The sequence below is a fragment of the Micromonospora globbae genome (assembly GCF_036184225.1).
GTDB classification, from domain to species: domain Bacteria; phylum Actinomycetota; class Actinomycetes; order Mycobacteriales; family Micromonosporaceae; genus Micromonospora; species Micromonospora globbae.
Genome location: NZ_CP108084.1, coordinates 995,896 through 1,009,439 on the forward strand (window position 1 = coordinate 995,896; position 13,544 = coordinate 1,009,439).

General features: G+C 74.3%; 8 protein-coding genes. 4 read left to right on the plus strand and 4 right to left on the minus strand.

All coding sequences use genetic code 11. The features are described from left to right. Complete coding sequence (locus OG994_RS04470) at window positions 1-1,656, minus strand: Hsp70 family protein (RefSeq protein WP_328852284.1); 1,656 nt, start codon at window positions 1,654-1,656, stop codon at window positions 1-3. Between the two features lie 17 nt (window positions 1,657-1,673). After that, window positions 1,674-2,402, minus strand: a complete 729-nt coding sequence (gene grpE, locus OG994_RS04475; RefSeq protein WP_328852285.1) for a nucleotide exchange factor GrpE — start codon at window positions 2,400-2,402, stop codon at window positions 1,674-1,676. 165 nt (window positions 2,403-2,567) lie between these two features. Here grpE and OG994_RS04480 point away from each other — a divergent pair, with 165 nt between their 5' ends. The 3 genes from OG994_RS04480 to OG994_RS04490 are packed head-to-tail and all read left to right on the plus strand — an operon-like array spanning window position 2,568 to window position 7,416. Beyond that, window positions 2,568-4,136: a vWA domain-containing protein gene (locus tag OG994_RS04480; protein ID WP_328852286.1), complete on the plus strand. Its 1,569-nt coding sequence runs from the start codon at window positions 2,568-2,570 to the stop codon at window positions 4,134-4,136. Between the two features lie 5 nt (window positions 4,137-4,141). Next, window positions 4,142-5,434: a hypothetical protein gene (locus OG994_RS04485; RefSeq protein ID WP_328852287.1), complete on the plus strand. Its 1,293-nt coding sequence runs from the start codon at window positions 4,142-4,144 to the stop codon at window positions 5,432-5,434. Continuing rightward, a complete protein-coding gene (locus tag OG994_RS04490) occupies window positions 5,431-7,416 on the plus strand; it encodes a caspase family protein (RefSeq protein ID WP_328852288.1) in 1,986 nt (661 codons plus the stop codon). The genes OG994_RS04485 and OG994_RS04490 overlap by 4 nt, the downstream gene beginning before the upstream one ends. A 36-nt stretch (window positions 7,417-7,452) precedes the next feature. On the opposite strand, the gene OG994_RS04495 is transcribed toward OG994_RS04490, so the two are convergent. Both OG994_RS04495 and OG994_RS04500 read right to left on the minus strand, forming a co-directional pair. Next, entirely contained in the window at window positions 7,453-9,531 is a 2,079-nt protein-coding gene (locus OG994_RS04495) for a hypothetical protein (RefSeq protein ID WP_328852289.1), read from the minus strand. Between the two features lie 23 nt (window positions 9,532-9,554). Further along, a complete protein-coding gene (locus OG994_RS04500; protein ID WP_328852290.1) occupies window positions 9,555-12,272 on the minus strand; it encodes a CHAT domain-containing protein in 2,718 nt (905 codons plus the stop codon). A 145-nt stretch (window positions 12,273-12,417) separates the two neighbouring features. Here OG994_RS04500 and OG994_RS04505 point away from each other — a divergent pair, with 145 nt between their 5' ends. Next, on the plus strand, window positions 12,418-13,518 hold the full coding sequence (locus OG994_RS04505) for a DNA glycosylase AlkZ-like family protein (protein WP_328852291.1): 1,101 nt from the start codon (window positions 12,418-12,420) through the stop codon (window positions 13,516-13,518). The last annotated feature ends 26 nt before the right edge of the window (window positions 13,519-13,544 follow it).

Consider the following 13,544-nt stretch of genomic DNA (forward strand, 5'->3'; position numbering starts at 1 on the left):
TCAGCCCCGTACCGTGATCCCCGCGACGACCTCCCGGGCCTGCCGTACCTCTTCCTCACTGAGCACGCTGACCTGGACCTCGATGTTGAGTTTCTTGCCGGTGCTCGGCTCCACGGCGTCCAGACGCAGGCGGCCCTCCGGGCTGACGTGCATCGAGACGTTGATGGGGGAGTGGCGCGGCAGGGGTGGCAGGTCGTTGATTTCACCCTTGCCCTTGTCGACCGGCTTGTTCGCCGACAGGTCCGGGCTCTCGGTGGAGCCGGCCTGCTCGTAGAGGGCGATCTCCACCGAGGTCTGGCCCTCCACGACCGTGCTGGCGGCCAGCTCCCGCGTGACGGGGAGCTGTTCGTTCGCGTGGACGAGGTGCTCGATGTACAGCTTCGCCGGCTGGGACTCCCAGTCGGGTGCGGAGGTGTCCTGCAGCCGGACGCCGAACGCCTTCGGCAGCACGGTGACGATCTGCCGGGGGATCAGCTTCTCCTCGGGTACCCCGAGCTGCAGCGCGATCTCCGCCCGTCGCTGCTGCCGTTCCTCGTCCGTGGCGGGGGTGTCGTCGTCCCACTCCCAGAGCGCCTGGCTGAGGGCGAACCGGGCCGCTCCCTTCGCCACCGCCAGGTCGGGGTCGTGCAGGCGCGGCGTCCAGCCCCACTTCTCGGCGAGCCGCCGGGTGACCGCGGGCATCTTGCTGGAGCCGCCGACCAGGAGGACCTCGTCGATGGCGGCGGCCGGGTCGTCGGTCCCCAGCTTGTCGCCGAGCACCTTCAGCAGCTCCTCCGTGCGTTCGATCGTCCGCTCGAGGTAGTCCCGCGTGAGCTCCTCGAACGTCTCCCGGGTGACCTCCACGTCCGCGCTCGCGCCCGCGTAGCGCATCGGCACCCGCCGCGAGGTCACCGTGGACAGCTGCCGCTTGACCTCCTCGGCGGTCAGTGCGACCTCCTGCCTGAACTCCTCGTCCACCCGGGGGTCGTCGGACGGGTCGGCGCGGCTGACGAACTCGTCGAGGAGGTACTCGACCAGACGGTTGTCCCAGTCCACGCCGCCCAGCTGTTGGTCGCCGTGGGTGCAGAGCACCTCGGCCACCTCCGGGCCGATTCGGATGACGGTGGTGTCGAAGGTGCCGCCGCCCAGGTCGTAGACCAGGATGGTGCGGGTGTCGTCGCCGGCCACGTCGTACTCCAGCGCGGCGGCGACCGGCTCCGGCACGATCCCCACGACGTCGAGCCCGGCGATCGCCCCGGCGTTGCGGGTGGCCTCCCGCTCCAGCATCCCGAAGTACGCCGGGACGGTGATGACCACCTGCCGCACCGGCCGCCTCGTGTAGTACTCGGCGTCCTGCGCCAACTGCTTCAGGATCAACGCGGAGATCGACTCCGGGCTGTACGTCACCCCGTCGAACTCCCACTGCGCCTCCTTGCCCATGCTCCGCTTGACCCGCTCGACGACGCGGGACGGGTAGAGCCGGGAGACGTTCCGGGCCTCCTTGCCCACCACCACCTCGCCGCCGCCCTGTTGGAAGTAGACGACCGACGGGGTGGTCTCGTCGTTGGTGATGGCGTTGCGGGCGATGGCCGGGCGACCGCTCTCGTCGATGTACGACACGACGGAGTACGTCGTACCCAGGTCGATGCCGTAGAAGGTCGGGGTCTCGTCCGACATGGTGCTCCTCCGGGCTGTCAGGGGATGGGCGTGGGCTGGCTGGTGGCCGCGGGTTCGGGGACCGCCGTCGTGGTCGGACCGTCCACGGGACCGACCTCCGCGGGGTCCTCCGGACCGTCCTCGGTGACGGGCCGCGGATCGGGGACCCACCGGTGGATGCGGACCGCGGCGGGTACGACGGTGCGGCCCGTCTCGACGTCGTGGTAGCCGTCGAGGACGACCTCGGCGACGGTCGCCTCCTGCTCGGGGTCGGTGGCCGGCACGGTTCCGGTCGCCCGTTGCGTCGACGGGTCGAAGGCCGCGCCGAGGGCAGGGACCATGACGTTCACCCCGCCGCGTTCGAGACTCAGCTCCAGGCTCGCGGCGTAGCTGCGCAGCAGGCCCCGGGCGGCCTCGGCGTCGAAGGTGGCGGGCAGGCCGTCGGCGGTGCGCAGGATGTCGTGTCGAAGCCGTTGCAGATCGGTCAGGAGCGGGCGGAGCAGCAACCGCCGCTCCCCGGCGCGCAGGCGCTGGTTCTCCTCGTGCAGCCGGTCGATGATCTGCTCGCGCGCCGCGGCCCGGTCGTGCGCCCGGCCGATCTCGGCGCGCAGCCCCGCGAGCTCCCGGCCAAGCTCGGCCAGTTCCCGGCCCAGTTCGGCAAGCGGATCCGGCGGCGCGGGTCCGTCCGACGGGCCGTCCGCCGCCGGCTCGGGTGGACACGGCTCGACGACGGCTTCCTCCCCGGGGACTCGCGGTTCCTCGTGCACCGGCCTTCCTCCCTGTTTCCTCCGGCAGCCGCGGTGGGCGCCTCGACTCGTCTCTGACGGACCGGAGGCACACGCCGACCCGGGCCGCCGGGGACCGCCGCCGGTCGGCCGGCGCCCCTGTCCGTCAGGAGACTGACGACGGCGGGTGAAGGGAGAGGCGATCACGTGGGCACGCTTCGACGTACGGTGGCCGGTCTCGCGGCGGCGCTCCTGGCGGCGCTCGCGGTCTGCGTGCCAGCCAATCCGGCGTACGCCGTGCCGACCGCGCGCGAGGTGCGCGCGGCGCCGGCGACCACCGACGAGGTGTACACCGCGCTGGGTATCGACGAGGTGGCGGCCGGCTACGTCGTGCTGATCGACGTGTCGGGGTCCATGCGCGACGGCGGCCGGTACGAGCAGGTGAAACGGTCCCTGCGTGCGTTCCTGGCCGCGCTCGCACCGGACGACCGCGTCACGCTGGTGACGTTCGCCGACTCGGCGCGGGTGGTCCACGACGGCCCGCCCGGCCGCTCTCCCGACCGGCTACTCGCCAAGCTGCCACGGACCGCGGACGGCCGGTACACCGACATCGGTGCGGCGATCGAGGCGAGCGTTCGGCAGCTGTCCCGCGCGGGCACCCCGCAGATCGCCACGGTCGTGATGCTCACCGACGGGCGGCACGATCCACCGACCGGCAGTCCCTACCCCTTCGAACAGGGGTACTCGTGGAAACAACTGGCCGCCAGCGTCCGATCACTGAAGAAGACCGCACTGAGCGCGTACGCGGTGCCGCTGACCGGGTCGACGGGCGCACCGCTGCTCGCCACCGTCTACCCGGGCGCCCGCATCCTCGCACCGACCTCGATCAACCGGCTGGGCGCCCAGTTGGAGCAGCCCAAGGCCGCCGCGCGCGCCGCCAAGGCCCGCAGCCTCCTCGGCACCGACGCGACCCGTGGCGTGGAGGTCGTCTGGCCCGCCGGGACCGGGCGGCTCGGCGCCGGCCCGACGCGACTGCAGGTCCGCCTCCGGTCCACCACCACGAAGGTGCCCCTGGTGGTCGGGCGCCTCGCCGTGCGGAGCGACCGCCCCGACCTCCGGGTGACCGTGCCGGACGGTCCGATCGAACTACCCCCCGGCGGCAGCGCGACGGTACCGGTCACGGTCGACTGGGACCCCGGCCCACGTCGCGTGGCACCACTGTCGACGGTCACCGTCGACACCACCCTGACTCTCACCGGCGAGGTGACGTCCTCCTGGTCGGACGTCCTCACCGGCCCACTCGGCCTGTCCTTCGCGCCTCCGCTGGACGGCGGCGTCACGAAGGGCACCCTGTCGGCGCAGCGGGGCAGCCTCCGATGGTGGACGGCCGGCGCCGTCGCGCTGCTGGTGCTGATCGCCGTCGCCGCGGTGGCACGCCGGCGCCGACTCCACCCCCACCTCACCGGCACCCTGGACGTGCGGACGCCCGACGGGGAGGAGCGGCGGCTGCCGCTGGCGGGCCGCCGGGTCGCGCTCACCGCCGACTCGGCGGGACTGCCGGGGTACGGCGAGGTGACCGCGAACCGTGCATCGGTGGGATCGGCGGCGATCCGGCTGGTGATCCGGTACTCCCGTGACGGCACGACGACCGGGCGGGAGGTCGGCACCTGCGGTCCGGGGGAGACGGTCGAACTGGCCGGCGCCGCCTTCTCCTGGCACGCCGCCGAGCAGGTCGGCGACGGCCGGGTCGCGAGTGTCCTGGGGCCGTCACGGTGACCGGCGTGGTCGAATCCGGTGCGGACGGCGTGGCGGCGCTGCGCGACGCGGACCTGCTCGCCCTCCGTGAGCTGGTGCCGGGCACTGGCCGTTCTCCCGAGGACGACCCGACCGCCGCGCCGATCGGGGTGCGGTGCGGCCGGCCCCTGCCGTACCCGGTGCCCACCGAGGATCTGCCCGTGCATCTGCGGCGCCGGGCCGAGAGCACCGGAGGCCGGTACATCGGTGCGTTGTTCGCCTTCGACCTCGACACGCCGCCGGCCCGCCGCCGGTACACGGCCGCCCGATTCGAGGTGACGCTCGCCGATCCGCGAGCGCTCACGGTGCGGCTCGATGGGGACGGAGGAACGCTCGGCCTGGCCTTCCCGACCGACGACGCGGAACCCGCCTCGGCGACCGCGCTGCACACCGTGCACGCGGCCCGGTCCCGTCCGGGGTGGCTGCGCCGGTTGGCGAGCCGGGCCGGCGCACCCCGGGCCCAGGGGTACGGGCTCCACCGCAGCCAGTTCGGCTGGGCGTACGACGACCCGCGAGGCGACCTGCTCGTGCCCCGCACCCACGGCATGCACGCGCTGCTGGAGCTGCCCGCCGGGACGACCCGGCTCGCCGGCCGCCTCGACGTCCGCGTACGCGTCGGTGGTGGCCGCCAGGGCTATGCGGCAGGCCTGCGCGAGTCGGTGGTGTTCGACGAGCCGCTCGGGCCGGCGGCCGCGGTCGACGGTGCGGCGGTACGGCTGTGCATGGCCGTGGACGTCGCCGGCTACAGCCGGCGCCACACCCCCGCCACCGAACGGATCCAGCGCGACCTGGCCGAGCTGCTGTCCCAGGTCCGCCGGGCGGCCGGGGTACCGGACGACGCCGTCGACCCGCAGCCGCAGGGCGACGGCCAGTTCACCGTCCTGCCGGTCGGGCTGGACGAGTCGGTGGTGATTCCCCGGCTGGTCGGCGCCCTGGCCGAGCGCCTGCGGGAGCTGAACAGCGTCCGGCCGGCGGACGACCGGATGCGGGTCCGGATGGCGTTGCACCGCGGCCTGGTCAAGGCCGCGCCGCTGGGCTGGGTGGGCACGGCGGCCATCGCCGTGCACCGGATCCTCGACAGCGCGCCGTTGCGGGACGCGCTGGCCGCCCGTCCGGCGACCGACTTCGTCCTCGGCCTACCCGACGTCCTGTTCCAGGACGTCGTCGCGCACGCGACCCAGCCGCCGCTGCCGGCCGACTTCGTCCCGGTCCTGATCGAGCTGCCGGCGAAGAACTTCGTGGAGCACGGGTGGTTGTACGTCGGGCCGGAGGCGCAGTGACGACGACCCTGTACGCCCTTCTGGTCGGCATCGACGCGTACCGGTCGCCGTCGGTGCCCGACCTGCGCGGCTGCGGCGCCGACGTCGAGGAGGTGCACGCCTACCTGCGGACCCGCACGGCACCGGGCGTCCGGCTCGAGGCGCGGGTGCTGCGCGACGGGCAGGCGACCCGGGCGGCGGTGATCGAGGCCCTGCACTCCCACCTCGGGCGCGCCGGCGAGAACGACACCGCACTGTTCTGGTTCAGCGGGCACGGCTCGCGGGCGTACGCCCCCGAGTGGTGGCACGAGGAGCCGACCGCCTGGCTGCAGACCCTGGTCTGTGCGGACAGCCGCAGGGGCGGGGTGCGCGACCTGCTGGACAAGGAGGTGTCGATCCTGCTCGACACCGTCGCGCGCCGGGCCGGGCACGTGGCGGCCGTGTTCGACAGTTGCCACTCCGACGGTGCCAGCCGGGAGATCGAGCCGGAGGAGCCCGGCGTGCAGATGCGTGTCGTCCCGCCGCTGCGCGGGTGGTCGCCGGGTGAGCTGTTGCCGGAGCTCGCGGGGACGCTGAAGCCCTCGACGGAGCCCGCGCCCGACCACGTGGCCCTGGCCGCGTGCCGTTCACACGAGCGGGCCCGGGAGATGGATCTCGGCGGCCGGCGGCGGGGACTGTTCACCTGGTCGCTGCTGCGTGCCCTGAGCCGGTTGGGGCCGACGGCGACGTACCGGGAACTGCTCGTCGCGGCGCAGACCGAGGTGGAGCAGAACGAGCAGCGGCAGGTCCCTCAGCTGAAGCCCTCCGCGGGCGGGATCGCCGACCAACCGTTCCTGGGCGGGCGCCTCGCCCCGCCCCCGTCCGGACTGCTGCTGCGGTACGCCCGCGAGGGGTGGGAGCTCAACGCCGGCAGCTGTCACGGTGTGCCCACGCCCGACGGCACCGGGGACGCCGTCCGCGTCGCCGTGGTGGGCGAGCTGCCGGCGCGGGAGGCCGAGGTGGTGCGGGTCCTACCGGAGCGGAGCCTCGTGACGCCGGTCGGCTGGCAACCCGAGCACGACCGGCAGTACCGGGTGGTGCTCAGCCGCGTGCCCCTGCCCGCCACCACCGTGGCGGTGGGCGGCCCCGGACAGCACGTCCCCACCGCACGGGCCCTGCTCGCCGCGATGGCCACGGCCGGCCCGCACGGCGGCCCGTCGCCGCACCTGCGCCCGGTCGACCCGGCCGCCACCCGTACCGTCCAGCTGCGGGTGCGGGTACCTCGGCCGGGCGTGGCGAGGGTCGAGGAGCGGCACGGCGGACCGCGGACCGGGGAGCTGACCGGCGTCGACGGCGACGGGGCGCGGCGGGCCGTGGCGGTGCTGGAACACGTCGCCCGTTGGCGGCAGGTCCGCGACCTGACCAACCCGGTGAGTCGCCTGGCGGGGGCGGTGGCCGTGGAGGTGGTCGCGGCCCCGCCGGGCGCGGCTCTCGTGTCGCTCGGCCAGCCGCCACTCAAGGCCGACGACGACGGTGTGCTGCGGCTGCGCTACGCGCACGGCCCGACCGGCTGGACCCCGCCGACCGTCTTCATCCGCCTGCACAACCGCAGCGACCGGCCGCTGTTCTGCGTCCTGCTGGATCTGACCGACCGCCTCCGTGTCCACGCGTCCCTCTTCCCCGGTGCGTTCGTGGCGCCCGGCGGGCGGGCGGCGGCGTGGCGCGGACGTCCCATCGTGGCGTCCCTGCCGAACGGCGTCATGCGTGAGCCCGGGGCGCGGTCGCGGGACTGGCTCAAGCTGGTGGTGGCCGAGGCGCAGTTCAGCCCGGAGCCGTTCGAGATGCCGGCGCTCGGCGAGCCGGACCGGACGGCCCGCGGGCCGCTGGGGATCCGCGGGTTCCTCGACCGGATCGGGCGTACCCTGACGTGCCGCGACATGTCCGGGTCGGTCGAGGACGGCGCGTACGACTGGACCACCGTGACGGTGCCCCTCGTGATCGAGGTGCCCGGCGCCGAGGGGTGACCGGCCGCTGCCCGTCCCACGCACCGCCCCGAGCGCTCACAGGCCGTGCAGCACCATCGCGGTCCGGTACGCCGGGTCGGTCAGCTCCGGGTCGTCCACTCGGATGCTGGTGGGTGCCAGCGTGGCGGGCAGCCGGCGGTCGGGCGAGCGCAGCCACCGCCCCACCGCCCGAACGGCGACGACCGGCCGGAGTCCTCCACGGACCAGCTCGGTGTGCAGGACGGCGAGCATCAGCGTGGCGACCGCCCGGGGCACCGGCCGGACCCAGCGCACCACAGCCGTGAAACCGGCGGCCAGCAGCGCGTCGGTGAGCGGCACGGTGTCCGCGGCGACAGGTGGCAGGATGGCGAGGCCGCCCTGCGACGGGGGTCCGGCCCGGTCGGCGATCGTGGCCGGGGCCAGCTCGTCCGGTCCGGCCAGCTCCAGCCCGCCGGCGGCGTCGACGCCGCAGGCCAGGTGCAGCAGAGACGCGTCGAGGTGCTGGCGGACCTCGGCCGGGCTGCCCGGGCCGTCGGTGACCCCGTCGGCCCGGCCCAGAACGACCGGCCGGCGGTAGAGCGGCCGGCACAGCCGGAGCAGCTCGGCCCCGCCGTGGTCGCCGCGGGGGTCGCTGACGAAGACCGGTGCCTCCGTGACCCGCATCGGGACCCGCCCGGCGAGCGTGACCAGTTGCCGTGCGGTGCTGACGTGCGAGACGAGCGGTGACCGGTCCGCCGGCCGCCGGGTGCCGACGACCACGAGCCGCTCGGGCAGGGCGCCACCACGCGGCACGGTGGTGAACCGTCCGCCCTCGGCCGTCAGCAGCAGGGTGCCGCCGGCCACCGGCCAGGCCAGCGCGGGGACGCGTACGTCTCGCAGAGCCCGTGCCGCGGGGGCGAAGCCGTCGCGCAGCACCTCCAGCAGCCGTCCCGCCGGCTCACGCGCGTCGAGGAGCCGCGCCAGGTCGACGGCGAGCGGGACGGCGCCGGACGGATCGGCGGGCAGCGCGTCGGCAGCGGTCGACAGTTCGGTGGCGGCGGCCCGAAGGTCGTCGTCGGCGTCGACCCAGCCGCCGTCGGCGTCGTCCCGGCCTCGCAGGTACCTGGCCACGGCCAGAACGAGCCGGTCCGCCGGTGTGGCGTCGGCACCCACCGCGTGCGCGACGGAGGTGGCCAGCCCGACCAGATCGTCGACCAGCCCGACCGGGGCCGGCGGAGCCTCTGGCCTCAACAGCGCGGCGAGGGCCTCGAACGGATCCCCACCGGCCGCCACCCGTTCCGCTATCGCCCGCCGCAGGGCCTCGACGTCCGGTGCCGTCGGTCGGCTGTCTTGCCGGGGCAGGTCCGCCGGGTCGTCGTCGGGACCGGGATCCGGTACGCGCAGCACCGTGACGGGACGGTCCAACGGGTCCTCCGCGAGCGTGGTGCGGAGGTCGAACAGCAGACCCCCACCCCGCCCGCCGCCGGTCCTGCGTTGCAGCTCGTGCATGGTGGTCATCACGCGCATGAGGGGTTCGAGGTCGAGAGCGCCGCGGCCGGCGTGTCCGGCGTCGGCGAGGAACTTCTGCATCGTCTCGGCCATCGTCAGCATCGCCTGGACGGCCTCGGCCATCTCCGGGCCGAGCACGTCGGCGGCCAACACCGCCCGGAAGCAGTCCGCCGCCCGAGCCGCCTCCGGCGCCCCGGGGAGCGATCCGCCACCGGTCAGCATCGAGACGTCCGCCGACTGCAGCCCGAGCACGGACGTGCTGAGCAGGAGCTGGCCGAGATTGAAACGCGCGAACGACTGCAGCACGGGCGGCACGTTGGGCGCCTCGAGCGCCTCCTCCAGCAGGGTGACCGCCCGCTGCCGGTCGCTGTCTGAGCTGCGGTGTGCGGTGTGGCGCGCCCCCAGGAGGGCGCCGAGCTGACTCCCGATCTGCGGCCGCATCGGGTCGTCGCGGCTCAGGTAGCCGTACGCCTCGTCCAGGCAGGCGATCACCTCGTCGAGGACCGGCAACGCCTCGACCTTCCCCGGTCCGGCCCGCCAGTACCGGTCGGCGAGCACCTGGGCGAGTTCGACCAGGGGTCGGGTACGGGCGGCGCCGGTCAGCCGGCCGAGCCGGGCCCGCAGGCCGGCCTCCACGTTCTCGTTCACGCTTCCCCCGTCCGCACGTCGCATCACTGCCCGAAATGGACGAACCCGGCCCAGGCCGAGACGTGGGCCAACTCGTCGGGCGCCAACTGGCGGCGCAGCGGCTCCGGCATCGACACGGGGATCGACCGGTGCGGGTCGAGCATCCAGATCTGCGCCTGCCGCAGCGCCTCCCAGACGGACAACCGTCGGGTCGCCAGGTGGTGGTGGAACATGTACATGAGCACGGAGGTGGCACGGTCGGGGATGGCCCATTGTGCCGAGAGCACGGAACGGGCACCGCCGGCGAGGAAGGCGGTGCCGAGACTGTACGCCTCGTCGTAGCCGTTGATGGCCTGGCCGGTCCGGCAGGCGGCGAGCACGACGAGCCTGATCGCGCGCTCCGTCGACCGTTCGGTCAGCGCGACCAGCTCATCGGCGGAGAGGCGCCCACCGTCGGCCAGCAGCAGATAGGAGGTGGCCGACGCGGGATCGGTACTGATCACGCCGTGGCAGGCGAGGTGCAGCATCCCACCGGCCGCGGGACTGTCGCTCGTCAACCAGTCCCGCACCTCCTCGGCCCGGCCCGGGCCGGAACGGCTCGTCGAACCGTCCATCCGCCGGCCGACGTACCGGGCGCCCGGGTAGAAGGACCGGTGGACCGCGTACGCCTCGGCCCTGGCCGCCACCAGGTCCGGTGCCTCGCCGCGGGTGTCCGGGTCGCCGACCACCAGCCCGACCGGGGCGAGAGGCACCGGTGCCAGGGAAGCGGAGCGGCAGAGCAGGCGGGCCGAGGCGGCCTGGGAGAACGCGGCCAGCTCCACCGCGTACGTGCCGTCCCGCCGGCGGGCCGCCTGCCAGGGGATGCGGGCGAGTTCCCCCATCGGGACCAGGACCAGTCGGGGCGGCCGGTCGCTGCCGGGCCGGACGACGGTGGGGAGGAACTTCTCGATCAGCGGGCCGATCGCCGCCCGCCAGGCCCAGTCACACAGGGAGTCCAGGCTGTCCGCGAAGCCGGCGACGTCGTCCAGGGCGGTGAGGTCGCGGGCCGAATCGCCGACGGCCGCGTCGCGTCGGTCCAGTGCCGTGAGGTACCGCTCGACGTCCAGCTCACCTCGCAGGTGCAGGTTGGGCAGCGTGATGAAGCTGGGCTGCCCCCGCGCCGGCGCGATGACGGCGAAGCCTGGCATCGGGATGTCTCCGGGCATCAGGTAGACGAGAGCGTCGGCGTCGAGGGAGACCAGGGCGGCGCGGATCTCGGCGAGGGTCGGCGCGTCCAGCAGCGAGGCGCCACCGCCCGTCCCGGTCAGCGCGGTGAGCGCCTCCCGGCGCAGGTCTGTCGGCACGGTTCCCGCCACGGCCGCCTGCCGCCAGCGGCGGGCCAGCTCGGGATGCCCCGCGGAGTCCAGGCGCTCGGGGAGGCGACGGTTCTCGATGGCGGCACCGAGGGCGAGCCCGCGACCCGCGTCGAGTGCCCGGATGGCGTTGACCGGGTCGCTGTAGGTCAGGCATTGCCGGGCGATGTCCACCGCGTCCCGCGCCGCACGCCGGACGGCGAAGCCGGTGGCCCGCACGTCGGTCTGCAGCAGCGCCTTCCAGACGTAGTCGCGCAGCCCTTCGACGGCGACCAGGTACGGGGCCGGGGCGCCGCCACGTCGCCGCGTGTGCGAGAGCACCTCGTTGATGGTCGCCCACATCGGATGGCCCGGGCTGCCGGCCAACTGCCGCGCCCGCTCCAGCAGCGCGTCGGCCTCCGCGACGTCCGCCATGGAGTTGGTCAGCTCCCCGCGGTGGAACAGCCCGATGGCGAGGCCCAGCAGATGCGACGCCAGCCGCGGGTCAGCGGGCTCGGCCAGGGCCACCGCGGACCGCAGGTGCTCGATGCCCTCGTCGATCCGGGCAGGGTCGTTCTCCCAGCCGGAGCCGAGAGCCGCGCCACCGCTCATCGCGTGGTGGTGCGCCCGTTCCGCCGGGCTGAGATCGGGCCGTCGGGCCAGGTCCGCCATGGCCGTCAGCTGCGCGTCCGTGAGCGTGCCGCCGGGCGCGGTCCCGTCCTCACGGCCGAATCGGCCTACCGACGTCAGCATGAGGTCCATCTCCGCCAGTTGCTCCCGCAGGGGGGCGTCGGGAGGCAGCGCCTCGACGGTACGCCGGAGCTGATCGAGCGCCGGCTGGACGTCGTCACCTCGGCGGTTGGCCGCCACCACGTCGACGAGACCGACGAAGACGTCCAGCAGGGGTGCCACCTCCGGACTACCGGCGAAGTCCTGGCGCAGCCGGCGGATCTCGGCGGGAAACCGGTGAAGGGTCCCCTCGTCGCCCTCCTCCATGGCCCGCAGGAAGCCGAGCATCGACGTGAGCCCGCTGTGGAGCGACGCGGCCGTCCGGTTCTGGTCGGCGAGCTCCGTGACGAGGGACTCCACCTCCGCGAGTGTGGCGGTGGGATCGCTCGTCCTGCCCTCGACACCGGCCTGAAGCAACACCAGCATCTGGGCCGCCGCGCGCACCGCGGGCCAGTCCGGCGTGCCGGGTGGGTGGCGATCGGCGATCGTCATCAGGCCGTCGACGTGCCGCAGCCGGTGCCGGGACAGCGCCGGGGAAGACCGCAGGAGAGCCGCGAGGAGGTCGGCCGCAAGCACGCCCCGCACCGGCAGGTCGGCGGGAAGTCGGTGCAGGGCCGCGACGGCAGCGTCCAGGTCGCCCCGGCCGAAGGCCGCGCGGGAGATGGCAACGCACCGTTCCGCGATGTCGCTCGCCTCGTCCACCCCCGGCCCCCTCGCGCCGTCCGACGTTCACTCCTGACGGACCGCTGGCGAGAGATGGCGGCCTGGTGAACTGGCGGCAGGTGCGCACCGTCCGCGGCGTCGCGCTCATCGTCAAGTGTTGCCGCTCGGGACTAGTGTCGGACGGATGGCCCCCCACCGCCTCACGAAGGACGAGGCCCGCCGAATCGCGATCCACGCGCAGTTGCTCGACGCGCCGCGCCCGACGGATCTCGTCGAGGTCGTCGAACGCCTGACGCTCCTGCAGATCGACCCCACGGCGGCCATCGCACCGAGCGCCGACCTCGTCCTGTGGAGCCGGCTCGGCTCGGCCTACGATCCCGCCGACCTGACCAGGGCCATCGAGACGGACCGTACGCTCGTCGAGACCGTGGCCTACATCCGGTCGCCCCGCGACCTGCCCGCCGTGATCGCCGAGGCCCGCGACGCCCCGACGTACCCGGCCATGGAGGCGTGGCTGCGGGACAACGAACCGTTCCGCCGCGACATCCTGGCCCTGGTGCGGGAGAAGGGCCCACTGCTCTCCCGCGACATCCCCGACACGAGTGTCGTGCCCTGGCCGTCGTCCGGCTGGAACAACAACCGGAACGTCACCAGGATGCTCGAGTCGCTGGCGCTGCGCGGACACCTCGCGATCTCCGGCCGCCGGGGACGACAGCGCTACTTCGACCTCCCCGAGCGGGTGTACCCCGCCGACCTGCCCGTCCTCGACGGGGACGCGGCGGTCCGCCTGCGCAACGAACGCCGGCTCGCGGCGCTGGGCATCGCCCGGTCCGCCCGCACGCAGATCCCCGGTGAGTCGCCGTACGTGGGTGACGCCGGTGAGGAGGCCGTCGTCGAGGGCACGCCGGGCACCTGGCGGGTGCATCCGGCGTACGTCGGGCTGCCGTTCGAGGGGCGTACCGCGCTGCTGTCGCCGTTCGACCGGCTGGTCCACGACCGGGTCCGCGCCGAGCAGCTGTTCGGCTTCGAGTACGTCCTGGAGATGTACAAGCCCCGGGAGCAGCGCCGGTGGGGCTACTTCGCCCTGCCCGTGCTGCACGGCGACCGGCTCGTCGGCAAGCTCGACGCGACCGTCGACCGCAGGGCCGGCACCCTGGTCGTCAACGCCGTCCACGAGGACGTGCCCTTCACCGACGCCGTGTCCGCCGCGGTCCACAGCGAGATCGAGGACCTGGCGGCGTGGCTCGGCGTCACCGTCACGCACGCCGTGCCACCGGCGCGGTGAGCGCTCGCCGCGGGCTCACCGTCGGA

Excerpts from the sequence above, each read along its gene's own strand:
- OG994_RS04470 (WP_328852284.1), bottom strand. The coding sequence starts at position 1,656 with ATGTCGGACGAGACCCCGACCTTCTACGGCATCGACCTGGGTACGACG.
- OG994_RS04505 (WP_328852291.1), top strand. The coding sequence starts at position 12,418 with ATGGCCCCCCACCGCCTCACGAAGGACGAGGCCCGCCGAATCGCGATC.